The sequence below is a fragment of the Geobacillus stearothermophilus ATCC 12980 genome (assembly GCF_030369615.1).
GTDB classification, from domain to species: Bacteria; Bacillota; Bacilli; order Bacillales; family Anoxybacillaceae; genus Geobacillus; species Geobacillus stearothermophilus.
This window is the reverse complement of record NZ_CP128494.1, coordinates 78,240-102,444: the sequence shown is the minus strand read 5'-3', so window position 1 is coordinate 102,444 and position 24,205 is coordinate 78,240. Positions and strand designations below refer to the sequence as shown.

The window sequence follows — 24,205 nt, the reverse complement described above, 5'->3', positions numbered from 1 at the left end:
TTCCCCTGTTCTGTTTACAGCGCTTTTTGCAACAGCTTCAGCTTGGCAAAAATCATTCTCCCCGCAGATGTTTGTAACACGCTGGTGACTAGGACGTCAACCCGTTTGCCGATATATTCTTTGCCGTCTTCGACAACAATCATCGTTCCGTCATCCAAGTAAGCAACGCCCTGGTTATGTTCCTTTCCGTCCTTAATGACATGCACATTCAGCTCCTCGCCCGGCAGGACGATCGGCTTGACGGCATTAGCCAAATCGTTGATATTAAGGACGCGCACGTTTTGCAGCTCACACACTTTGTTCAAGTTGAAATCGTTTGTGACGACGACGCCTTGAAGCTGTTTGGCTAGTTTGACGAGCTTGCTGTCGACTTCTTGCACATCGCTGAAGTCGGCCTCATGAATTTCCACCTTCATCGCCATCTCTTTTTGAATGCGGTTTAAAATATCCAAGCCGCGGCGGCCGCGGTTTCGCTTCAGCACATCGGAGGAGTCGGCGATATGCTGGAGCTCCTCTAACACAAAACGGGGAATGACAAGCGGGCCTTCCAAAAACCCGGTTTGGCAAATGTCCGCGATCCGCCCATCGATGATGACGCTTGTGTCCAAAATTTTCACCGCTCCACCTTTCGGCGCCTCGTTCTCGGTTTCTCCGCCTTTTTTCTTTGTCATTCGATTGGAAAGAGAAAATAAGTTCATCAGCTCATTCCGTTTCTTTAAGCCGACACGAAACCCTAAATAGCCAAGCAAGATCGTCAAAAAAATCGGCAGCACCGTGTTCAACACTTGAATTCGAAACGATTGCAGCGGCATGACGACCAAAAACGCAATAATAAGACCAAAAATCAGCCCGAGGCTGCCAAACAGCACGTCAGCAGCAGGCGCCCTTACCAATGTTTCCTCGACCCAGCGCACCATGTCCACAACATAATCCACAAGCCAAAACGTCAACAAAAAGAAAAGAACAGCGCCCAACACCGCCAACGTATAGGAATTATGGATGAGCGGCATGTCGCTTACATTCAACAGCGCAAGCAAATCAGGCAAAAACATGGCGCCCAGCGTTCCGCCTACGGCGAAAAAAAATAGTTGTACGACACGTTTGACCATCGGCTCATCTTCACCTCCCTATCTAACATTATAAACAGTTTCCAATGTTTGAAACCAACCGAAACCCAATTTTTAACCATTTTTGAACATTCGACATCCGCTTGTAACAATTCGCGCTGGACGCCTGTGCACAGCGGAAGGACGTTGCCCCCCTATATATATTTACGTTGTTCGAAACAAAAAGTTCGGTCATTTCATGCAAAACATGATCGGGGCGGAGCAAGAGGATGCTTTAGCGAGCGCCCCCAGCCGTTTCCTATTTGCCCGTTCCCCCGAAGAAAGCATTCAAATCATCGTATGCTCGAGCGCCTCAGCCACATGGGAAACGCCGATCACCTGAACGCTTGCCGGCGGCTGCCAACCTGCCAAATTGTTTTTCGGTACAATGACACGGGAAAAACCTAGTTTGACAGCCTCTTGCACACGCTGTTCAATGCGGGAGACACGCCGCACTTCCCCGGTCAACCCGACTTCACCGATAATGACGTCGGTCGGATTGGTCGGCCGATCGCGAAAGCTTGAGGCGATGCTGACGGCGATGGCTAGGTCAATGGCCGGCTCATCAAGCTTCACTCCGCCCGCCACCTTCAAATAGGCATCTTGGTTTTGCAACAGCAGCCCGACCCGCTTTTCCAATACGGCCATAAGCAACGACACGCGGTTATGATCGAGGCCGGTCGCCATCCGCCTCGGGTTGCCGAAGCTTGTCGGCGAAACGAGCGCTTGAATTTCCACCAGAACCGGGCGCGTCCCTTCCATGGCCGCCACCACCGTCGAACCCGCCGCCCCGTGCGATCGCTCTTCCAAAAACACTTCGGACGGATTTTCCACTTCCCGCAGCCCGATGTCGCGCATTTCAAAAATACCGATTTCATTCGTCGAACCGAAGCGGTTTTTCACCGCCCGCAAAATGCGGTACGTATGATGCCGCTCCCCCTCAAAATAAAGGACGGTATCGACCATATGCTCGAGAATGCGCGGCCCGGCGATCGCCCCTTCTTTCGTCACATGGCCGACGATAAAAATGGCGACGCCTTTTGTTTTGGCGATTTTCATCAACTCAGCGGTGCACTCGCGCACTTGGGCGACACTGCCCGGCGCTGACGTAATATCCGTCCGGTACACCGTCTGGATTGAATCAATCACGACACAGGAGGGCTGAATCGTTTCAATCGCTGATACAATATATTCCAAATTCGCCTCCGCTAACACATACAGATGATCGGACTCGGCGCGAAGGCGCCCAGCGCGCAGTTTTACCTGTTTGACGGATTCCTCGCCCGATACATACAACACTGTATGCCTAGCCGCCAGTTGCGCTGAGGCCTGCAGCAACAGCGTCGACTTGCCGATGCCGGGGTCGCCGCCGATTAAGACGAGCGACCCTTTGACGATCCCCCCACCGAGCACGCGATTGAACTCTGCACTGTTCGTTTCGATGCGCGGCTCTTGCACCGCGGCAACGGCAGTAATCGGAACCGGTTTAGCGGACCCGGACGGCTCCGAATGGAGAAATGCCCCACGCACAGCGGTTCTGACCGGCTCGATTTCCTCGACGAATGAGTTCCACGTTTGGCATCCCGGGCAGCGGCCGAGCCACTTCGCCGATTCGTATCCGCACTCTTGGCAAACAAATTTCGTCTTCTTTTTCGCCATTGAACTAACCCTTTCTCTCTTGTGTTCCATATGGAAAAAAGGTATGGGCAGCATCGTGCCGCATACCTTTTTTCATCACATCACGGCCTGTTTTGCCAATACGACAAATTCCCCATCTTTCACATCAACGACGACTTTTTGTCCTTTGGCGATCGTGCCTTTTAACAGTTCTTCGGACAAACGGTCTTCAATATGTTTTTGCAAAGCGCGGCGCAACGGGCGAGCCCCGTATTCCGGATCGAAACCTTCAGCAGCGATTTTCTCAATCGCCGCCTCCGTCAATTCAAGGTCAATATCTTGCTCTTTCAGCCGTTTCACCAGCGTATCAGCCATCAGACGGACAATTTGTTTTAGATGGTCTTTTTCAAGCGAATGGAAGACGATAATTTCATCGATCCGGTTCAAAAACTCCGGACGGAACGCTTTTTTCAGCTCATCCATGACCTTGCTTTTCATGTCTTTGTATTGCTGGTTTCCATCCTGGATGTTAAAGCCGACATACTTGTTCCGCTTCAAAGCATCCGCGCCGACGTTCGATGTCATAATGATGATCGTGTTGCGGAAGTCAACCGTCCGCCCTTTCGAGTCAGTCAACCGCCCGTCTTCGAGCACCTGCAGCAAGATGTTAAACACGTCCGGATGCGCTTTTTCCATCTCATCCAACAGAACGACCGAGTATGGCTTGCGACGCACTTTTTCGGTCAGCTGACCGCCTTCTTCGTAGCCGACATACCCCGGCGGCGAACCGATGAGCCGCGATGTCGAGTGTTTTTCCATATACTCGGACATATCGATGCGAATGAGGGCATCTTCATCTCCAAACATTGCCTCGGCCAATGCACGGGCCAATTCCGTTTTCCCGACGCCGGTCGGGCCGAGGAAAATGAACGAACCGATCGGGCGTTTCGGGTCTTTGAGGCCAGCCCGGGCGCGGCGCACCGCTTTGGCCACCGCTTTGACCGCCTCGTCTTGGCCGACGACGCGCGAATGCAAAATTTCTTCCAGTTTCAACAGCCGCTCGGTTTCCGTCTCGGCCAGCTTCGATACCGGAATCCCGGTCCAACTCGAGACGACCGCGGCAATGTCTTCGACCGTCACTTCCAAATTTTCTTGGCCTTGTTTTTCTTTCCACGCACGTTTCGTTTCTTCAAGCTCTTCACGCAGCCGCTGCTCCATATCACGCAGCGACGCCGCTTTTTCAAATTCTTGGCTTTGCACGGCCGCATCTTTCTCTTTTCGCACTTCTTCAAGCTTTTGCTCCAGTTCTTTCAGTTTCGGCGGCGCCGTGAACGAACGGAGACGCACTTTCGAGCAAGCTTCATCAATCAAGTCGATCGCTTTATCCGGCAGGAACCGGTCGGTAATATACCGGTCGGAAAGTTTGACTGCCTGAATGATCGCCTCATCGGAAATCGAGACGCGATGATGCGCTTCATACCGGTCGCGCAGCCCTTTTAAAATTTGAATCGACTCTTCAACTGTCGGCTCATCGACGTGAATCGGCTGGAAGCGGCGCTCGAGCGCAGCATCTTTCTCAATGTATTTGCGGTATTCATCAAGCGTTGTCGCACCGATACATTGCAATTCTCCACGCGCCAAGGCCGGCTTTAAAATGTTCGACGCGTCGATGGCCCCTTCGGCTCCGCCAGCGCCGATTAACGTATGGAGTTCATCGATGAACAAAATGATATTGCCCGCCTGGCGAATTTCGTCCATCACTTTTTTCAGCCGGTCTTCAAATTCGCCGCGGTATTTCGTCCCGGCGACGACCGTCCCCATATCGAGCGTCATGACCCGTTTGTCGCGCAGCGTTTCCGGCACTTCGTTGTTGACGATTTGCTGGGCCAATCCTTCCGCGATCGCTGTTTTTCCAACCCCCGGTTCACCGATGAGCACCGGGTTGTTTTTTGTCCGTCGGCTCAACACTTCAATAACACGCTGAATTTCTTTGCTGCGGCCGATGACCGGATCAAGCCGCCCTTCGCGGGCAATCGCCGTCAAATCGCGGGCAAGGCTGTCAAGCGTCGGCGTGCTTACATGCGAAGCCCCCCCACCGCCGTGGCCCGATACCGATTCATTGCTGCCGAGCAGTTGCAACACTTGTTGGCGCGCCTTGTTCAAGCTCACCCCGAGGTTGTTCAGCACGCGAGCGGCCACGCCTTCCCCCTCGCGGATCAAGCCAAGCAAAATATGCTCCGTGCCGACATACGAATGGCCAAGTTTCCTCGCTTCGTCCATTGACAGCTCGATCACTTTTTTCGCCCGCGGCGTGTAATGGAGCGTATGGGACACTTCATTGCCGCGGCCGATGAGCGATTCGACTTCTTTTTGGATTTTATCCGGGTCAAGTCCAAGCGCCATGAGCGCTTTAGCAGCGATTCCTTCCCCCTCACGGATCAGCCCAAGCAAAATATGTTCGGTTCCGATATTGTTATGGCCGAGGCGGATGGCTTCCTCTTGCGCCAACGCCAGCACTTTTTGCGCCCGTTCCGTAAATCTGCCAAACATCATCGTTCATCACCCTCCATCTTTCTTCGTGTTTCCATCCTTAAGCGTTCCCGAATCAACGCCGCCCGGCGGACATCCCGTTCCTCAGGGCGAAGCACCCCTCCGGCATATTGTTGCAAAAATCCTGGCTGCGTCAAAATCATCAGCTCATTTAAAATGTTGCGCGAGACGTTTTTGATATATCCTAAATCGATCCCTAAACGCACATCCGACAGGCATTGCGCCGCCTCCTTCGAATCGATGACGCGGCAGTTGGCCAATATGCCGTATGAACGGAATACCTTGTCTTCTAATTGTATGCCCAACGTTTTCACTAATGCCTGGCGAGCCGCCCTTTCTTGGGCGATGAGCTGCTCAACGATCGTATGCAAATCAGCGACAATATCTTCTTCTGATTTTCCGAGCGTAATTTGGTTCGAAATTTGGAAAATGTCCCCTAAAGCCTCACTTCCTTCCCCGTACGTGCCGCGGACGACGAGTCCCAACTGGTTGATGGCAGGGATGATGCGGTTGATCTGCTGCGTCAGCACCAGCGCCGGAAGATGCATCATCACCGACGCCCGCAACCCCGTTCCGACGTTCGTCGGACAGCTCGTTAAGTAACCAAGCCGTTCATCGAACGCATAGTTGACATGCCCTTCAATCCAATCATCCAACTCGCTCGCCGCCTCAAGCGCCTCGGCAAGCTGAAGCCCTGGAAACAGACACTGAATGCGGATATGGTCTTCCTCGTTGATCATAATGCTGATTTCCTCATTTTCCGAAAGCAGGCAGGCGCCAAACGGCGAATCTTCAGCCAAATGCGGGCTGATTAAGTGCTTTTCCACCAATACCCGTTTTTCAATCGGTTGAAGCTCCGACATTTTCAACAGTTCAAACCGTCCCGCTTCCCCATACGGACGATGGACGAACGCGCGCTCAAACAAGGCAACGATTTGTTTCGCCTCTTCGCTGCTAAACAGCGTTGGGAAACGAAAATCAACAATATTGCGCGCCAGCCGGATGCGGCTGCTCAACACGATGTCCGAATTCGGCCCCTCCTGGCTCATCCAAGCGCTGACCGCTGTGTTGAAAAACTTTCCAAATGACATACCGCTACATCTCCCCCTCTCCACGTCGGCGAAGTTCGTCCTCTAACGAACGAATCTGGTCGCGCACCTCGGCCGCCCGCTCAAATTCCTCGCGGGCAACTAATTCCTGAAGCTTTTGTTTCAACGTGGCCAGCTGCTTCCGCAAATGGAGGACGCCGCCTTTTCGCTTCGGAATTTTCCCTGAATGAGCAGTATTTCCGCTATGAAGCCGTTTTAAAATCGGCGGAAGGTAACGGGCAAACGTCCGATAGCAGTCGGCGCAACCGAACCGCCCAATTTGCGTAAACTGGTGGTATGTCATTTGGCACGTCTCGCATTGAAGCAAATCCGGATTCGGGAACGCATTGGCCGTCACTTCTTTCATCGGAGCTTGAAAGTTGAGAAGCCCCGCTAACAAATTGTTGAGCGGAAAGTCGTCATGGCCATAGAGCATAAACGTATGACCATGTTCTTTGGCGCATTGCTCGCAAAGGTGAAATTCCGTTTTTTCCCCGTTGACTATTTTCGTAAAATGCATCGTCGCCGGGCGTTGCTTGCATTCTTGGCAAATCAATGCCTTCCCCTCCCCTACTTATACTTTAGCGACGTCAGCATCGCCTTTAACATGCGCGCCCGCAGTTCATCCCGCTCGGGCAAATCGATATATAAAACGGAGCGATCCATCACGCTCAACATCATTTTCGCTTCCCGCTCCGAAATCACCTTTTCTTCCATAAGTCGTTTTATCACATCTTCGGCGCTCGACTGGCTGATGCGGTGGTCGATCAGCTCGAGCAACTGGTCAATCAGCTGCGCCTCGCTTTTCGTCTTTACTTTCATAATGCGGATATAGCCGCCGCCACCGCGCTTGCTTTCAACAATATATCCGCGCTCGAGCGTGAATCTCGTGTTGATGACATAGTTGATTTGCGAGGGAACACATCGGAATTTATTAGCAATTTCACTTCGTTTAATTTCAACGATGTCTTGGTCGCTCATATTGAGTACTTGCTTCAAATATTGCTCGATAATGTCGGAAATGTTTGGCACTCTACCTCCCACCTTCCTCACAACCAAGCTGCTCCCTGCCCAATAATAAACGGGCATTCCTTGGGAAGAAGCATCACCGCCATCTTGTTGACTTTGACTATATTTGACCTTGCTTTTACTATACAATGTATGACGAAAAATTGCAAGGGCTACCGAAACAAGGGAGACTATCTATAGAATATCCGTTTTTTCGCCCAGTAAAACGCTTCTCGGTCAGATAAACGAAAAAGCACGCTTTTTCTCCTAATGAAGAAAAAGGCGTGCTTTCTGCTTAGCCTAGCAGCGACCTACTCTTGCAGGGGCGCTGGCCCCAACTACCATCGGCGCTGGAGGGCTTAACTTCCGTGTTCGGGATGGGAACGGGTGTTTCCCCTCCGCTATCACCACTAGGCCATATGAGGTTGTTAGGAATTCGTTCCCTGAAAACTAGATAACCGTTTCAGGAAGAAGCCGGGACGCTTTCACTTTTCATTGTCTAGCTCCGGCTCGCCGCCGCTCGCCTGCGCTTTTCGCTGTCTAGTTCCGGCCGCCATCGGCTCGCGACGCTTCGGTCCTGCTGCGGCGGGCTAAGCCCGCTCGCAGGCCCTCCAGCGCGCCTCGCCGATAAGCAGGCGGCCTCCACTTTTCTTGTTAGGTTAAGCCCTCGATCGATTAGTATCCGTCAGCTCCACGTGTCGCCACGCTTCCACCTCGGACCTATCGACCTCGTCATCTTCGAGGGATCTTACCCGCCTGACGCGGTGGGAAATCTCATCTTGAGGGGGGCTTCACGCTTAGATGCTTTCAGCGCTTATCCCGTCCGCACATAGCTACCCAGCGGTGCCCCTGGCGGGACAACTGGTACACCAGCGGTGCGTCCATCCCGGTCCTCTCGTACTAAGGACAGCTCCTCTCAAATTTCCTGCGCCCGCGACGGATAGGGACCGAACTGTCTCACGACGTTCTGAACCCAGCTCGCGTACCGCTTTAATGGGCGAACAGCCCAACCCTTGGGACCGACTACAGCCCCAGGATGCGATGAGCCGACATCGAGGTGCCAAACCTCCCCGTCGATGTGGACTCTTGGGGGAGATCAGCCTGTTATCCCCGGGGTAGCTTTTATCCGTTGAGCGATGGCCCTTCCATGCGGAACCACCGGATCACTAAGCCCGACTTTCGTCCCTGCTCGACCTGTCCGTCTCGCAGTCAAGCTCCCTTGTGCCTTTGCACTCTCCGAATGATTTCCAACCATTCTGAGGGAACCTTTGGGCGCCTCCGTTACCTTTTGGGAGGCGACCGCCCCAGTCAAACTGCCCGCCTGACACTGTCTCCCACCCCGATAAGGGGTGCGGGTTAGAATTTCAATACCGCCAGGGTGGTATCCCACCGCCGCCTCCACCGAAGCTGGCGCTCCGGCTTCCCAGGCTCCCACCTATCCTGTACAAGCGATACCAAAATTCCATATCAGGCTGCAGTAAAGCTCCACGGGGTCTTTCCGTCCTGTCGCGGGTAACCTGCATCTTCACAGGTAGTATAATTTCACCGGGTCTCTCGTTGAGACAGCGCCCAAGTCGTTACACCTTTCGTGCGGGTCGGAACTTACCCGACAAGGAATTTCGCTACCTTAGGACCGTTATAGTTACGGCCGCCGTTTACTGGGGCTTCGGTTCGCACCTTCGCTTCCGCTAAGCGCTCCCCTTAACCTTCCAGCACCGGGCAGGTGTCAGCCCCTATACGTCGCCTTTCGGCTTCGCAGAGACCTGTGTTTTTGATAAACAGTCGCTTGGGCCTTTTCACTGCGGCTCGTTCGGGCTCTTCACCCAAACGAGCACCCCTTCTCCCGAAGTTACGGGGTCATTTTGCCGAGTTCCTTAACGAGAGTTCTCCCGCGCGCCTTAGGATTCTCTCCTCGCCTACCTGTGTCGGTTTGCGGTACGGGCACCTCTTCCCTCGCTAGAGGCTTTTCTTGGCAGTGTGAAATCGGGGACTTCCGGATGACTCCGTCGCCATCACCGCTTGGCCTTACAATCCGCGGATTTGCCTACGGATCAGCCTTGCGGCTTGGACAGGCTCTTCCAGCCGCCTGCTCGCCCTATCCTCCTGCGTCCCCCCATCGCTCAAACGGGAAGGAGGTGGTACAGGAATCTCAACCTGTTGTCCATCACCTACGCCTTTCGGCCTCGGCTTAGGTCCCGACTAACCCTGAGCGGACGAACCTTCCTCAGGAACCCTTAGGCTTTCGGCGCAGAGGATTCTCACCTCTGTTTTCGCTACTCATACCGGCATTCTCACTTCTAAGCGCTCCACCAGTCCTTCCGGTCTGGCTTCAACGCCCTTAGAACGCTCCCCTACCGATGACCAACGGTCATCCCGCAGCTTCGGCGGCACGTTTAGCCCCGGTACATTTTCGGCGCAGAGTCACTCGACCAGTGAGCTATTACGCACTCTTTAAATGGTGGCTGCTTCTAAGCCAACATCCTGGTTGTCTTTGCAACTCCACATCCTTTTCCACTGAACGTGCACTTTGGGGCCTTAGCTGGCGATCTGGGCTGTTTCCCTCTCGACCACGGATCTTATCACTCGCAGTCTGACTCCCGGGCATAAGTCGTTGGCATTCGGAGTTTGACTGGGTTCGGTAACCCGATGAGGGCCCCTAGCCCAATCAGTGCTCTACCTCCAACACTCTCCATCCCGAGGCTAGCCCTAAAGCTATTTCGGGGAGAACCAGCTATCTCCAAGTTCGATTGGCATTTCACCCCTACCCACACCTCATCCCCGCACTTTTCAACGTGCGTGGGTTCGGGCCTCCAGCCGGTGTTACCCGGCCTTCACCCTGGACATGGGTAGATCACCTGGTTTCGGGTCGACGACGACGTACTTTTCGCCCTGTTCAGACTCGCTTTCGCTGCGGCTCCGCCTCTTCGGCTTAACCTCGCACGCCATCGTCACTCGCCGGTTCATTCTACAAAAGGCACGCCATCACGCATGAACGCGCTCTGACTACTTGTAGGCACACGGTTTCAGGTTCTCTTTCACTCCCCTTCCGGGGTGCTTTTCACCTTTCCCTCACGGTACTGGTGCACTATCGGTCACTAGGGAGTATTTAGCCTTGGGAGATGGTCCTCCCTGCTTCCGACGGGATTTCCCGTGTCCCGCCGTACTCAGGATCCGCTCGGGAGGGAACGAAGTTTCGACTACAGGGCTGTCACCTTCTCTGGCCGGCCGTTCCAGACCGGTTCGTCTACCCCGTTCCTTTCTCACTCCCACAATGAGCGGTCCTACAACCCCAAGAGGCACGCCTCTTGGTTTGGGCTGTTCCCGTTTCGCTCGCCGCTACTCAGGGAATCGCGTTTGCTTTCTTCTCCTCCGGGTACTAAGATGTTTCAGTTCCCCGGGTGTGCCCTCCATGCCCTATGGATTCAGGCATGGATACTGCCCCATTACGGACAGTGGGTTCCCCCATTCGGACATCTCCGGATCAACGCTTGCTTACAGCTCCCCGGAGCGTTTCGGCGTTTGCCCCGTCCTTCATCGGCTCCTAGTGCCAAGGCATCCACCGTGCGCCCTTTCTAGCTTAACCTACAGCGCTCTCGGCTTCTTCCTTATTGTCTAGCGTCGGCTCGCCGCCGCTCGGGGTCAAATAACCTTCGCCTTCCGGGTGCAAGCACCCTTGCAGGCGAAGAACATTTGCCCATCGCGGCGAAACGCTCGCCTCCGCTTTTCCGGTTATCTAGTTTTCAAGGAACGATTTTTGTCATTGAGAGAACATGACTCGCTCCCTCAAAACTGAACGAAACAGAAGCGCTGTGTATCGACAGTTGGCCATTGCGGCCTTCGCTTTTCGTCTTGTCTAGCTCCAGCGCCTGGCTCTCTTCTGCCAAATAACCTTCCCCCTCGGGGTGCCAGCACCCCTCCGGGTGAAGAACATTTGGCTTCGAGAGCCGAACGCGGCGCTTCCGCTTTTCGTCCTTAGAAAGGAGGTGATCCAGCCGCACCTTCCGGTACGGCTACCTTGTTACGACTTCACCCCAATCACTTGCCCCACCTTCGGCGGCTGGCTCCCTTGCGGGTTACCTCACCGACTTCGGGTGTTGCAAGCTCTCGTGGTGTGACGGGCGGTGTGTACAAGGCCCGGGAACGTATTCACCGCGGCATGCTGATCCGCGATTACTAGCGATTCCGGCTTCATGCAGGCGAGTTGCAGCCTGCAATCCGAACTGAGAGCGGCTTTTTGGGATTCGCTCCCCCTCGCGGGTTCGCAGCCCTTTGTACCGCCCATTGTAGCACGTGTGTAGCCCAGGTCATAAGGGGCATGATGATTTGACGTCATCCCCACCTTCCTCCGACTTGTCGCCGGCAGTCCCTCTAGAGTGCCCAACCGAATGCTGGCAACTAGAGGCGAGGGTTGCGCTCGTTGCGGGACTTAACCCAACATCTCACGACACGAGCTGACGACAACCATGCACCACCTGTCACCCTGTCCCCCCGAAGGGGGAACGCCCAATCTCTTGGGTTGTCAGGGGATGTCAAGACCTGGTAAGGTTCTTCGCGTTGCTTCGAATTAAACCACATGCTCCACCGCTTGTGCGGGCCCCCGTCAATTCCTTTGAGTTTCAGCCTTGCGGCCGTACTCCCCAGGCGGAGTGCTTATCGCGTTAGCTGCAGCACTAAAGGGTGTGACCCCTCTAACACTTAGCACTCATCGTTTACGGCGTGGACTACCAGGGTATCTAATCCTGTTTGCTCCCCACGCTTTCGCGCCTCAGCGTCAGGTGCAGGCCAGAGAGCCGCCTTCGCCACTGGTGTTCCTCCACATCTCTACGCATTTCACCGCTACACGTGGAATTCCGCTCTCCTCTCCTGCCCTCAAGTCCCCCAGTTTCCAATGACCCTCCACGGTTGAGCCGTGGGCTTTCACATCAGACTTAAGAGACCGCCTGCGCGCGCTTTACGCCCAATAATTCCGGACAACGCTCGCCCCCTACGTATTACCGCGGCTGCTGGCACGTAGTTAGCCGGGGCTTTCTCGTGAGGTACCGTCACCGCGCCGCCCTCTTCGAACGGCGCTCCTTCGTCCCTCACAACAGAGCTTTACGACCCGAAGGCCTTCTTCGCTCACGCGGCGTCGCTCCGTCAGGCTTTCGCCCATTGCGGAAGATTCCCTACTGCTGCCTCCCGTAGGAGTCTGGGCCGTGTCTCAGTCCCAGTGTGGCCGGTCACCCTCTCAGGCCGGCTACGCATCGTCGCCTTGGTGAGCCGTTACCTCACCAACTAGCTAATGCGCCGCGGGCCCATCCGCAAGTGACAGCCCAAAGGCCGCCTTTCAACCGAAGACCATGCGGTCTTCGGTGTTATCCGGTATTAGCTCCGGTTTCCCGGAGTTATCCCGGTCTTGCGGGCAGGTTGCCCACGTGTTACTCACCCGTCCGCCGCTGACCGAATCAAGGCAAGCCCCAATCCGGTCCGCTCGACTTGCATGTATTAGGCACGCCGCCAGCGTTCGTCCTGAGCCAGGATCAAACTCTCCAAAGAAAGTTGATTGGCTTTTGCTTCGGCCAATGCGGACCTCTGCTTTTCGTATTGTCCAGCTTCGGTCCGCCGCCGCTCGGGGTCAAATAACCTTCACCTTCCGGGTGCAAGCACCCTTGCAGGCGAAGAACATTTGCCCGTCGCGGCGACCCGCGAACCTCCGCTTTTCGTCGCGCTTCGTTTCGTTCAGTTTTCAAGGAACGATAATGGAGCCTATCGGGATCGAACCGATGACCTCCTGCGTGCAAAGCAGGCGCTCTCCCAGCTGAGCTAAGGCCCCATGCGGACGCTATCGGGAAGACAGGATTTGAACCTGCGACCCCATGGTCCCAAACCATGTGCTCTGCCAAGCTGAGCTACTTCCCGCTAACGCGCTCGAGAGGATTCGAACCCCTAACCTTCTGATCCGTAGTCAGATGCTCTATCCAATTGAGCTACGAGCGCAAGTGCCGAGGGCCGGACTCGAACCGGCACGGTAGTTACCTACCCCAGGATTTTAAGTCCTGTGCGTCTGCCAATTCCGCCACCCCGGCTAACAGGCAAATAAATGGAGCGGAAGACGGGACTCGAACCCGCGACCCCCACCTTGGCAAGGTGGTGTTCTACCACTGAACTACTTCCGCCCAAATCATTATGCGGGTGAAGGGACTCGAACCCCCACGCCCGTAAAGGGCACTAGACCCTGAATCTAGCGCGTCTGCCAATTCCGCCACACCCGCAAATATATAGTTGGTGGTGAGCCATGGAGGACTCGAACCTCCGACCCTCTGATTAAAAGTCAGATGCTCTACCTACTGAGCTAATGGCTCATAGTTGATCATAACACTCTACGTACTGATGAGCTCTACCTGCCTCTTCCTCTACTAGCTGTTTCAAGGAAGCTCAGTGCGCCGAGGCAACTCGCAGCGAACTCAAAGATGCAGCGCTCGTTACTGAGCTAATGGCTCATGGTATATAAATGGTGGAGGATGACGGGATCGAACCGCCGACCCCTTGCTTGTAAGGCAAGTGCTCTCCCAGCTGAGCTAATCCTCCACGCTGTTGCCTAGCGACGACCTACTCTCGCAGGGGCGCTGGCCCCAACTACCATCGGCGCTGGAGGGCTTAACTTCCGTGTTCGGGATGGGAACGGGTGTTTCCCCTCCGCTATCATCACTAGGCAGTCAACAGAACAGACAAGTTATATTATAACCAAATTTGTTTGCTTGTCAATATCCTTTTGTTCGTCATTATTGACGTCTCACGTGCTATCATAATATAACACACTGAAGAAAGCTTGTCAACTCATTTCGTTTTTTGTTTTGTTCTCAAAAACAACATTGCTCATTATATACATTCTATGACTAAAAGTCAATCGTCGAACGAAAATTATCGTTGGTACGTTTTATAGGCAAATGCGAGTGGTGTATGATGCAAATATGATTTGCCAAGACGATAGTAATGATCAACGATTTTCCGGTTTAGATCTTTCCATTTGTCTAGGACGGGCGGCAAATTGAGAAACTTTGCAACACTATAACTTCGTTCCTTTCGATTTCTCAAAAACCAAACGAATCCGTTGTTTTTCACCGGCCTTCTTAGGGGCTGGCAGCAGCCGGCTTTTTCTTGAATCGAGTTCTCATAACAAACTGTCCCCTGCCGTTGTTCGCAACAGGGGACGATCGTGGTTATTTATGGCGCATTTGCGGGAAGAGCAATACATCGCGAATAGACGGTGAATTGGTCAAAAGCATGACTAACCTGTCGACCCCGATCCCGAGTCCGCCCGTCGGCGGCATGCCGTATTCGAGCGCTTCGAGGAAATCTTCGTCCATTTCATGCGCTTCATCGTTTCCTTGTTCGCGCTCCTTCAGCTGCTCCTCAAACCGTTGACGCTGATCGATCGGGTCGTTTAGTTCCGTAAAGGCGTTCGCATGTTCGCGCCCGACGATGAACAGCTCAAACCGATCGGTAAAGCGCGGGTCGTCTGGGTTTTTCTTGGCTAATGGCGAGATTTCGACCGGGTGGCCGTAAATGAACGTCGGCTGGATCAGTTTATCCTCTACTTTTTGTTCAAAAAATTCATTGACGATATGGCCGAACGTCATGTGCGGCGCGACTTCGACACCGTGTTCTTTGGCCAGCTCCCGCGCCTCTTCGTCGCTCATCTGCCGCCAGAAATCGACGCCGACATATTCCTTGATCGCATCGACCATATGGAGGCGCCGCCATTCAGGCGTCAAGTCGACAAGATGTTCGCCGTACTGAATTTTTGTTGTGCCAAGCACTTCCGTGGCAATATGAGCGATCAAGTTCTCCGTTAATTTCATGATATCGCGGAAGTCGGCATACGCCTCGTACAATTCGAGCATCGTAAACTCCGGGTTATGGCGGGTGGAAATGCCTTCATTCCGGAAAACGCGCCCGATTTCATACACTTTTTCCAAGCCGCCGACGATGAGCCGTTTCAAATGCAGCTCGATGGCGATCCGCATATACAGCGTCATATCGAGCGCATTATGATGCGTAATGAACGGGCGCGCCGCCGCACCGCCTGCTACGGCGTGCATCATCGGTGTTTCGACTTCCAAGTAGCCATGGCTGTCAAGATAGCGGCGCATCGATTGAATAATGAGACTGCGGGTGATGAACGTCTTTTTGCTCTCCGGATTCATAATTAAATCGAGGTAGCGTTGGCGGTAGCGCTGCTCGATATCTTTTAAGCCGTGGTATTTTTCCGGCAGCGGACGCAGCGCTTTTGTTAAAAATTCATACGACGATACTTTGATCGAAAGTTCGCCGACCTTTGTTTTAAACATCGTGCCGCGCACGCCGACGATGTCGCCGAGGTCGGAGATTTTAAACAGCTCGTATTGCTGTTCGCCAACATCGTCTTGGCGGACGTAAATTTGAATTTGTCCCGTCACGTCCTGGATGTGAGCAAAGCCCGCTTTTCCCTTGCCTCTCTTTGTCATGATGCGGCCGGCGACGGCGACTTCGATTTGTTGCTCTTCGAGTTCCTCTTTTGACAAATCTCCATACAGTTCAAACAGCTCTTCCGCTTTATGCGTGCGCTCGAACCGTTTGCCAAACGGATCGACACCCAATTCCTCAATTTTTTTCAGCTTTTCCCTGCGGACGCGCAATTGGTCGTTCAATTCTTCATGGCTCATACCTCATTCACTCCATTTAGCGATTTTTTACGAAAAATACTGCCAGCACCCGCTGGCAGTCTTCCGCTGCACGAACGTCATCTCCGTTGTGTGAACTACCCGCCACCTACGCTTCGCTTAGAGGTGAAGGCTTCAAGCGACTTGTGCGTGTTCGCCGAACGGTAAGCCACACACCAGAACCCTTTACGCTTCCCTTCGTTCCGAAGGTGTCCGTTCTAGCCATATTCTATCCTATTCGTTGGCTAACGCCAACCAATATTCATCTCCCACTTACTCACTGGGTTACACCCTTCGCGTTCCTTGAGGTGGGAGACTTCTTTCGGAAATCCGTTAAACGGCTTCGGCGTTCGCCGCCCGGCTTTCCGCTTCTTCGGCGACTTGAAGCAAGAGCGCGGTCAATTCGTCCCGCGTCTCGCACTCGTTGATGGCGTTGCGGATTTTCGCCGCCCCGCGGATGCCTTTTAAATACCAAGCCGCGTGCTTGCGCATTTCTTTCACCGCAATATACTCGCCTTTAAGGGCGATCAGACGGTCCAAGTGCAACAGGCAGACATCGATTTTTTCCCTTGGGGTCGGTTCGGGAATGAGCTCCCCTGTTTCTAAATAGCGGACCGTGCGATAAATCATCCACGGGTTGCCGAGCGCCGCCCGCCCGATCATCACGCCGTCAACCCCAGTTTCTTCGAGCATCCGCTTGGCATCCTGCGGCGTTTTGACATCACCGTTTCCGATGACTGGAATGTTGACGGCCTCTTTGACTTGCTTAATGATGTCCCAATTCGCCTTCCCTTCATACATTTGCACCCTTGTCCGTCCATGGACGGCGACGGCTTTGCCGCCGGCGCGTTCGACCGCTTGGGCGTTTTCAACAGCGTAAATATGTTGGTCATCCCAACCGATTCGCATCTTGACCGTGACGGGTTTTTCGACGGCGTCGACAATGGCGGCGACGACATCGTAAATTTTGTTCGGGTCGAGGAGCCATTTCGCTCCGGCATCGCAATTCGTAATTTTCGGCACTGGGCAGCCCATGTTGATGTCGATAATATCGGCATTTGTATTTTTGTCGACAAATTTCGCTGCTTTGACAAGTGTTTCCTTTTCACCGCCGAAAATTTGCAAGCTGAGCGGCTTTTCGCGTTCGTCGATATAGAGCATATTTAACGTCTTTTCATTGTTGTATACGATTCCTTTATCGCTCACCATCTCTGCGCATACAAGACCGGCGCCGAACTCCTTTACGGTCAGGCGGAAAGCCGAATTGCACACGCCTGCCATCGGCGCAAGGACGACACGGTTTTGAATTTCCACATCACCAATGCGAAACATAAAAACGCCTCCTTTCTACCTGTTTGATTCGAAATTTGGCGGTGCCAGCTCCTCAACCGATACGTTCAGCCGCTCGGCGATCTGTCCGACAAGCGTGTCGGACGGCATCCGGTTCCCCCGTTCAATTTCGCCGAGAATCGAAACGGAAATGCCGAGTTCCTTGGCCAACTTTTCTTGTGTATATCCTTTCAGCTTTCGAAAAGCGCGAATACGTCTTCCCCATCTTTCTGCTTCCATACACGAACTCCTTTTTTGTCGGGTAGTCGGTCAATAATGTCTGCTAACGGTTCCGAAACGTTCGGTATTGTCAAATGGGAATTGATCTCGAGCAATGGGATTAAAACAAACGCCCGCTCCGCCATGCGCGGATGCGGAATGACAAGTCGCTCTGTCTCAATATTTTCATGATTGTACAACAAAATGTCAAGGTCTAACGTGCGCGGCCCCCAGCGAGTTTCCCTTTTCCTGCCAAATTCCTGTTCGATTTGTTGCGTCACGTCAAACAAAGCAAATGGCGACAAAGCGGTCGCCACCTCAATCACCATGTTTAAAAACTTGTCTTGGTTGACGTAACCGACCGGGTCGGTTTCATAGATGGACGAACCCGATGTGACAAAAATTCCCTTATGGCGATGAAGCGCCGCGACGGCTGAACGCAAATAGTACGCACGATCTCCAAGGTTGGAACCTAAAGCAATATACGCAATGTTTTCCACCTTACCGCCCCCTGTAGATTTCAACGGCGACATGCTGATAATGGCCGCGAATGGGCGGATTCGGCTTGATTACTTTCACCGTGCACCGCTGAACGGCGGGGAAAGCGGCAAGCAGCTCATCCGCGATCGCCTCGGCAACCGCTTCGATCAAGGCGAGCGTCCTCTCTTCCACGATCGTCCGACAGCGCTCGTATACTTCCGCATAGTTCACCGTATGCTCGAGACGGTCGCTCCGGCCGGCTGGACGCAAGTCGAGCTCAAGGGCCACATCGACCAAAAACCGCTGGCCGAGGACGTTTTCTTCTCGGAGCACTCCGTGATAACCGTAAAATTCCATACCTTGAATATAAATTTTATCGATGGCCGCTCTCTCCTTTCCCGAGCATCGCATCCATCATTTTCGCCATGCGGGCGATCGGCAATACGTCATGGACGCGGACGATATGCGCCCCCTTCACGATGCCAAGGCAAACTGTTGCCCCCGTTCCTTCGACCCGCTCCTCAACCGGCACATCGAGCACATGGCCGATAAACCGTTTGCGCGATGTGCCAAGCAAAAGTGGGTATCCCAAAGCAGCAAACTCATCGAGACGCCGCATCACTTCCAGGTTATGTTCAACCGTTTTGGCAAATCCGATCCCCGGATCTACAATAATGTTTTCCTCTTTTACTCCCGCCTGTTTGACAATACGGATGCTCTCCTTCAAGTCGGCGATCATGTCGGAAATGAGATCGCGGTATGCCATATCGTGACGGTTGTGCATTAAAATGATCGGCACTCCGTACGAAGCGGCGACGTGGGCCATATCCGGATCGGCTTTGGCGCCCCAAACGTCGTTGATGATATGCGCTCCCGCTTCAATGGCCTGCCTTGCGACCTCGGCTTTATACGTGTCGACGGAAATCGGCACGTCCACCGCATCGGCGATCGCTTTGACTGCCGGAATGACGCGCCGTAGCTCTTCATCAAGCGGCACTGGATCCGCCCCCGGACGAGTTGATTCACCGCCGATGTCAATGATGTCGGCTCCTTCCGCCACGAGCCGTTTCGCATGCTCGACCGCTTTTTCCACTTCATAAAACCGGCCGCCGTCGGAAAACGAGTCAGGCGTCACATTGACAATGCCCATGATCAACGTTTTTTGGCGCAAATCCAGCTCATGCCCGCGGCATTTTAATACAAAGGAACGCGTCATCGTTGCCATCATTCGTTCATCCTTTCTTTCAGTTCGTTCCTCGTCCATAATGTATCGGTAAAGCGGCGGTAATGATGTTGCAGCGCACAGGTCACCGGGCCATGTTTTCCGCTATAAGAGCGGCGGCCGATGCAGTGAAGCGGCACAATTTCCTGCAGTGAATTCGTAATAAAGACCTCATCAGCCTCCTGCAAATGGGACAGGGGATACGCTCCCTCTTTAATCGGGATATGAAGCCGTTCGAGCAAGGCGATGACGAACTGCCTCGTAACGCCGTTTAATATGCCGACAGACGGCGCCGGGGTGTAGACAACGCCGTCCTTGACCCAAAAAATATTCGAAACGATTCCCTCGGCTACTTGCCCGTCCCGATTTAAAAAAATGCCTTCCACATCCACACGGCGGCCAAGCTCCCACTTTCCAATTATATTGTTTAAATAATGATGCGATTTTAACCGTTCATCGCCTTCAGGGCTGTTCCGCCTCGTTGTTAAAACGACCCCTTCTTTCCCTTCTGGAGGGGCGGATGGCGGCAGCGGCTTCATATAGACGATCACCGTTGGATGGCTATACTGCTCCATCGACAAGCCAAGACCGCCAACCCCAGCCGAGACGTTGAAACGTACATAGGCGTCCTGAAGACCATTGGCCCTGAGCAACCGCTCGATGATCCCGAGCGCCTCCGCACGGCTTACCTGCTTTTGGATGCGCAACTCGGAAAGCCCGCGATTTAGCCGCGCTAAATGATCGTCAAGCAAAAACGGATGTCCCTCATACGTGCGGAACGTCTCAAACAAGCCGATCCCGTATAAAAAACCGTGGTCAAACGCCGAAACCCTCGCCTCCTCATACGGGACAATCTCCCCATTGACATACACATACATATGCCCATCACGCCTTTTTGTACGTATCAATAAAATTTTTCAGCAGCTGCATCCCATGGCTGGTCATAATCGACTCCGGGTGGAACTGCACTCCTTCGATTGGCAATGTTTTATGGCGAATGGCCATCACTTCGTCTTCGTCCGTCCAAGCCGACACGATGAAACAGTCTGGAAGCGTCTCTTTCTCAACGATAAGGGAATGGTAGCGCGTCGCTGTAAACGGGCTTGGCACGCCGCGGAAAATCGTTTCCCCGTCATGGTAAACGGACGACGTTTTCCCGTGCATCAGCCTTGGGGCACGGATGACGCGGCCGCCAAACGCCTGGGCGATCGCCTGATGGCCGAGGCAGACGCCAAAAATCGGGATGCGGCCGGCGAAGCGATCGATAACGGCCAAGCTGATTCCCGCCTCATTCGGTGTACATGGGCCGGGGGAAATCATGATAAAATCGGGATGAAGCTGCTCAATCTCGTCCACCGTAATTTCGTCGTTCCGCTTTACGAACAGCTCTTCGCCTAAAACCCCTAAATATTGCACCAAATTGTACGTAAACGAATCATAGTTATCGATCATGACGATCATCCTTCTCACCTCATGCTCTGAAATAAAGTCTCTGCTTCGCTCAGCTCTTTCGCTTTCCAGAGGGCAGCGGCTTTTTTCAAACATTCTTTGTACTCGTGCTCCGGGTTGGAATCGATGACAATGCCTGCGCCTGCTTGCACATGGGCCAGCCCGTTTTTCACAACCATCGTGCGGATGGCGATGTTTAGCTCCATATTCCCTTGAAAATCGATCCAGCCGATCGAACCGGTGTACAAACCGCGGCGAACCGGCTCCAATTCTTCGATGATTTCCATCGTCCGCACTTTCGGAGCGCCGGTGATCGTTCCGCCGGGAAACATCGCACGAATAACAGAAAACGCATCATGTTCCGGAGCCATGATGCCGGATACGTGGGAAACAATATGCATCACATGCGAATACTTTTCCACCGTCATCCACTCATCGACACGCACCGTCCCATAGACACAGACACGCCCAAGGTCATTCCGCTCAAGATCAACGAGCATGGCGTGCTCGGCCCGCTCTTTTTCGCTGGCTAGCAGTTGGCGGGCGATTTGCCCGTCTTCCGCTTCCGTGCGTCCGCGCGAGCGGGTTCCGGCTATCGGGCGTGTTTCCAGCCGTTCTCCCTGCTTGCGGACGAGCAGCTCCGGCGAACCGCTGACAATTTGACATTCAGGGGTATGCACATACGCCATGTACGGCGACGGGTTAATGGTCCGCAGTTGTTTGTACACAGCGAACGGGTGGGTCAACAGCGGACGGGACTGGCGCACCGACAAATTAACTTGGAACACATCGCCCGCTGCAATATAATGTTGAACGCGGCGGACCGCTTCCATAAACTGCTCCTTTGTCATGGAAACCGATGGACAAGCCGATGAGACAACGGGCGGCCAAACCGGCGGGCTGCTTCGCTCTTCAAGCCACAGCCGTTCATACATCTCCAACCGCCGCTCCGCTTCTCCTTCTTCCCCTTCATCTGCATAAGCGAGCAAATGAAGGCGATCGGTTTGATGATCGTAAATCGCCACATCGTCAAATACAAAAAACTGCATAGACGGCAGCTGCAAATCATCTACAGCCAGCGATGGAAGCCGTTCGATATAACGAGCGGCGTCATAGCTGATATAGCCGACCAACCCGCCTTGGCACGGGAGCGGCTCCCCCTCCCCCGGCGCCACACGTTGTGAAAACCATTGCTGCAGCAACTCGAGCGGTGGCCCGTTCAGCACCGTTTCTTTTCCACGATAGATAATGGACAGCTGATGCCCGGCGGCACGAATGATCCCGCTCGGATTGAGGCCGATGATGCTGTATCTTCCCCCTTGTCCGCTCTCCAGCAACACGTGGTGCCGCCGGCCGTATGCCAGTTGCTCATACTGATAAAACCAATCCCGCCCGCTGTAATGAATGGTCCGCTTCAGCCGCCTTCGTCTTTGTTTCATCACAGCCAACCCCTTTACGACGCTCATCATTATCCTTATTGTACAATGAGTCGGCGCTCATATCACCCATAAACATAAAAAAGTTCGACAGGGTCACCCCTGCCGAAAGTAAAGCTGCTTAGTCTTCGAATTGGTAAAGCGGCGTGCTCAAATAGCGCTCCCCATTACTCGGGATGATGGCAAGCACTTTTTTTCCTTTGCCGAGCTCTTTCGCCACCTTCAACGCCGCATGAATGGCAGCGCCGGACGAAATGCCGCCAAGGATGCCTTCTTCGCGGGCGGCGCGGCGGGCAGCCGCAAACGCTTCGTCGGTTGTGACGGTAATGACTTCATCGTAAATGCTTGTATCCAAAATATCTGGGATAAATCCGGCTCCGATTCCTTGAATTTTATGCGGGCCCGGTTTGCCGCCCGACAAGACCGGCGAATCAGCCGGCTCAACCGCATAAATTTTAATGTTTGGATACGCTTCACGCAACACTTTGCCGGCGCCTGTGATCGTTCCGCCCGTCCCGATGCCGGCCACAAACGCATCAAGCTGGTCGCCCATTTGTTCGACGATTTCTTTGCCCGTTGTCAAACGATGAATTTCCGGGTTGGCTTCGTTTTTGAATTGCTGCGGCATAAAATAGCCATGCTCGCGAGCGAGCTCTTCCGCTTTTTCGATCGCACCACGCATTCCTTGAGCGCCCGGCGTGAGCACCAGCTCAGCTCCATACGCCCGCAACAGGTTGCGGCGCTCTAAGCTCATCGTATCCGGCATGACCAACACTGCTTTGTATCCTTTCGCCGCCGCGACCATTGCCAGCCCGATTCCGGTGTTGCCGCTTGTCGGTTCGACGATCGTATCGCCTGGCTTCAGTTTTCCTTCTTTTTCCGCCGCCTCAATCATCGCCAATGCAATCCGGTCTTTGACGCTGCTGCCCGGGTTCATGAACTCCAATTTTACATAAACATCAGCGCTGTCCTCATCGACGATACGATTTAGTTTCACGGCTGGTGTATCGCCGATCAGTTCCGTTACAGAATTGACTGTGCGTGCCATGGTTCCACCCCTAATCCCGATTAATTTTATCGAATTTATCTCCAATGTATCAGCTATTAGTGAAATTGTCAATCATTTTCGCGTTTTCACCGTTTTTCGGCAAGTTGCTTCAGCTGTTCGAGCTCTTCTTTCGCAAAATGGTATGTTTCATTGCAAAAATGGCACGACGCTTCCGCCTGCCCTTCCTTGTCGATGATATCTTGAATCTCCCCTGGCCCCAGGCTGATGAGCGCATCCGCGATCCGCTCGCGCGAACAGCGGCAGACAAATGACACCGGCATCGTCTCCAACACCCGGACGCCGCCGCCTAATTGTTCCAATATTTGCTCCGGTGTTAGGCCGTTTTCAATCATGCGCGACACAGGCGGAATTTGTTTCAACCGCTCCTCAATGCGGCTGATCGTTTGTTCTTCCGTTCCAGGCATCAATTGAATGATAAACCCTCCCGCGGCCCGGATCGTGTAATCGGGGTTGACGAGCACGCCGACGCCGACGGACGACGGGATTTGCTCGGAAGAAGCGAAATAATAAGTGAAATCCTCACCGAGCTCCCCCGAGATGATCGGCACTTGACCGGTGAAAAAGTCGCGCAGCCCGAGGTCTTTGACGACCGTCAGCATCCCGTTTTTGCCGACCGCCCGCGCGACATCGAGTTTCCCGTGTTCATTCAGCTCGAAATGCACGTGCGGATTGGTCACATAGCCGCGCACTTCCCCTTTGGCATTGCTGTCGATTAAAATCGTGCCGATCGGCCCGCCGCCATCAATTTTGATGGTCAACGTTTCATCCCCTTTTAACATTGCTCCCATCATAACGCCGGCCGTCAGCGCCCGTCCGAGCGCCGCCGAGGCGGTCGGCCACGTTTGATGGCGGCGCTGCGCTTCCGCCACCGTCTCCGTCGTCCTTGCCGCATACGCCCTCACCTGTCCGTCATAGGCGAGCGCTTTGACTAAGTAATCTCCCATCTTCACC

18 protein-coding genes, 8 tRNA genes and 4 rRNA genes are annotated in these 24,205 nt (G+C 53.8%); all 30 read right to left on the bottom strand.

Annotation, left to right across the window (positions count from 1 at the left end; translation table 11 throughout):
* Window positions 1-14: 14 nt before the first annotated feature.
* On the bottom strand, window positions 15-1,109 hold the full coding sequence (locus QSJ10_RS00530) for a PIN/TRAM domain-containing protein (protein WP_033017264.1): 1,095 nt from the start codon (window positions 1,107-1,109) through the stop codon (window positions 15-17).
* A 285-nt stretch (window positions 1,110-1,394) separates the two neighbouring features.
* Window positions 1,395-2,765: a DNA repair protein RadA gene (gene radA / locus QSJ10_RS00525; RefSeq protein ID WP_033017265.1), complete on the bottom strand. Its 1,371-nt coding sequence runs from the start codon at window positions 2,763-2,765 to the stop codon at window positions 1,395-1,397.
* 75 nt (window positions 2,766-2,840) lie between these two features.
* Window positions 2,841-5,276 carry an ATP-dependent protease ATP-binding subunit ClpC gene (gene clpC, locus QSJ10_RS00520; RefSeq protein ID WP_033017266.1) on the bottom strand — a complete coding sequence of 812 codons (2,436 nt, stop codon included), beginning with the start codon at window positions 5,274-5,276 and terminating at the stop codon, window positions 2,841-2,843.
* Window positions 5,273-6,364: a protein-arginine kinase McsB gene (gene mcsB, locus QSJ10_RS00515; RefSeq protein WP_287136169.1), complete on the bottom strand. Its 1,092-nt coding sequence runs from the start codon at window positions 6,362-6,364 to the stop codon at window positions 5,273-5,275. The genes clpC and mcsB overlap by 4 nt, the downstream gene beginning before the upstream one ends.
* Window positions 6,365-6,368: 4 nt before the next feature.
* Window positions 6,369-6,917: a protein-arginine kinase activator protein McsA gene (gene mcsA / locus QSJ10_RS00510; RefSeq protein ID WP_033008611.1), complete on the bottom strand. Its 549-nt coding sequence runs from the start codon at window positions 6,915-6,917 to the stop codon at window positions 6,369-6,371.
* A gap of 14 nt (window positions 6,918-6,931) precedes the next feature.
* Window positions 6,932-7,393 (bottom strand): transcriptional regulator CtsR, encoded by a 462-nt coding sequence (gene ctsR / locus QSJ10_RS00505; protein WP_033017268.1) that lies wholly within the window; start codon window positions 7,391-7,393, stop codon window positions 6,932-6,934.
* A gap of 274 nt (window positions 7,394-7,667) precedes the next feature.
* Window positions 7,668-7,784 (bottom strand): 5S ribosomal RNA (rrf, locus tag QSJ10_RS00500).
* A gap of 240 nt (window positions 7,785-8,024) precedes the next feature.
* A 23S ribosomal RNA gene (locus QSJ10_RS00495) occupies window positions 8,025-10,952 on the bottom strand.
* A gap of 157 nt (window positions 10,953-11,109) precedes the next feature.
* Window positions 11,110-11,253, bottom strand: coding sequence for a hypothetical protein (locus tag QSJ10_RS00490; protein WP_162489997.1), 144 nt, complete (start codon window positions 11,251-11,253; stop codon window positions 11,110-11,112).
* A gap of 92 nt (window positions 11,254-11,345) precedes the next feature.
* A 16S ribosomal RNA gene (locus tag QSJ10_RS00485) occupies window positions 11,346-12,904 on the bottom strand.
* Between the two features lie 204 nt (window positions 12,905-13,108).
* Window positions 13,109-13,181 (bottom strand) — tRNA-Ala (locus QSJ10_RS00480).
* A 12-nt stretch (window positions 13,182-13,193) separates the two neighbouring features.
* A tRNA-Pro gene (locus QSJ10_RS00475) sits at window positions 13,194-13,267 on the bottom strand.
* A gap of 4 nt (window positions 13,268-13,271) precedes the next feature.
* Window positions 13,272-13,345, bottom strand: a tRNA-Arg gene (locus QSJ10_RS00470).
* A 3-nt stretch (window positions 13,346-13,348) separates the two neighbouring features.
* A tRNA-Leu gene (locus QSJ10_RS00465) sits at window positions 13,349-13,434 on the bottom strand.
* A gap of 15 nt (window positions 13,435-13,449) precedes the next feature.
* Window positions 13,450-13,524, bottom strand: a tRNA-Gly gene (locus QSJ10_RS00460).
* Between the two features lie 11 nt (window positions 13,525-13,535).
* Window positions 13,536-13,620 (bottom strand) — tRNA-Leu (locus QSJ10_RS00455).
* Window positions 13,621-13,634: 14 nt separating this feature from the next.
* Window positions 13,635-13,710: transfer RNA gene (locus tag QSJ10_RS00450), tRNA-Lys, on the bottom strand.
* Between the two features lie 150 nt (window positions 13,711-13,860).
* Window positions 13,861-13,936 (bottom strand) — tRNA-Val (locus QSJ10_RS00445).
* Between the two features lie 8 nt (window positions 13,937-13,944).
* Window positions 13,945-14,061: ribosomal RNA gene (gene rrf / locus QSJ10_RS00440) — 5S ribosomal RNA — on the bottom strand.
* Together the 16S, 23S and 5S rRNA genes with 8 tRNA genes alongside form the textbook arrangement of a ribosomal RNA operon.
* A 507-nt stretch (window positions 14,062-14,568) precedes the next feature.
* Window positions 14,569-16,053, bottom strand: a complete 1,485-nt coding sequence (lysS, locus tag QSJ10_RS00435; protein ID WP_033008952.1) for a lysine--tRNA ligase — start codon at window positions 16,051-16,053, stop codon at window positions 14,569-14,571.
* Between the two features lie 330 nt (window positions 16,054-16,383).
* On the bottom strand, window positions 16,384-17,382 hold the full coding sequence (gene dusB, locus QSJ10_RS00430) for a tRNA dihydrouridine synthase DusB (protein WP_033014181.1): 999 nt from the start codon (window positions 17,380-17,382) through the stop codon (window positions 16,384-16,386).
* Window positions 17,383-17,397: 15 nt separating this feature from the next.
* Window positions 17,398-17,619: a helix-turn-helix domain-containing protein gene (locus QSJ10_RS00425; RefSeq protein ID WP_053532830.1), complete on the bottom strand. Its 222-nt coding sequence runs from the start codon at window positions 17,617-17,619 to the stop codon at window positions 17,398-17,400.
* Window positions 17,571-18,098 carry a 2-amino-4-hydroxy-6-hydroxymethyldihydropteridine diphosphokinase gene (gene folK / locus QSJ10_RS00420; RefSeq protein ID WP_033008956.1) on the bottom strand — a complete coding sequence of 176 codons (528 nt, stop codon included), beginning with the start codon at window positions 18,096-18,098 and terminating at the stop codon, window positions 17,571-17,573. Before folK ends, QSJ10_RS00425 begins: the two co-directional genes overlap by 49 nt.
* A gap of 1 nt (window position 18,099) precedes the next feature.
* On the bottom strand, window positions 18,100-18,459 hold the full coding sequence (gene folB / locus QSJ10_RS00415) for a dihydroneopterin aldolase (RefSeq protein WP_287136198.1): 360 nt from the start codon (window positions 18,457-18,459) through the stop codon (window positions 18,100-18,102).
* On the bottom strand, window positions 18,452-19,306 hold the full coding sequence (gene folP, locus QSJ10_RS00410) for a dihydropteroate synthase (protein ID WP_033014183.1): 855 nt from the start codon (window positions 19,304-19,306) through the stop codon (window positions 18,452-18,454). Before folP ends, folB begins: the two co-directional genes overlap by 8 nt.
* Window positions 19,303-20,178: an aminodeoxychorismate lyase gene (gene pabC / locus QSJ10_RS00405; protein ID WP_033014184.1), complete on the bottom strand. Its 876-nt coding sequence runs from the start codon at window positions 20,176-20,178 to the stop codon at window positions 19,303-19,305. Before pabC ends, folP begins: the two co-directional genes overlap by 4 nt.
* Window positions 20,179-20,185: 7 nt before the next feature.
* Window positions 20,186-20,761, bottom strand: coding sequence for an aminodeoxychorismate/anthranilate synthase component II (pabA, locus tag QSJ10_RS00400; RefSeq protein ID WP_033014185.1), 576 nt, complete (start codon window positions 20,759-20,761; stop codon window positions 20,186-20,188).
* Between the two features lie 5 nt (window positions 20,762-20,766).
* Window positions 20,767-22,188, bottom strand: a complete 1,422-nt coding sequence (pabB, locus tag QSJ10_RS00395; protein WP_033014186.1) for an aminodeoxychorismate synthase, component I — start codon at window positions 22,186-22,188, stop codon at window positions 20,767-20,769.
* Between the two features lie 118 nt (window positions 22,189-22,306).
* The gene (gene cysK, locus QSJ10_RS00390; RefSeq protein WP_033014187.1) at window positions 22,307-23,233 is read right to left on the bottom strand and encodes a cysteine synthase A; all 927 of its coding nucleotides are present in this window, start codon (window positions 23,231-23,233) and stop codon (window positions 22,307-22,309) included.
* Window positions 23,234-23,319: 86 nt separating this feature from the next.
* A complete protein-coding gene (gene hslO, locus QSJ10_RS00385; protein WP_033014188.1) occupies window positions 23,320-24,198 on the bottom strand; it encodes an Hsp33 family molecular chaperone HslO in 879 nt (292 codons plus the stop codon).
* Between the last annotated feature and the right edge of the window lie 7 nt (window positions 24,199-24,205).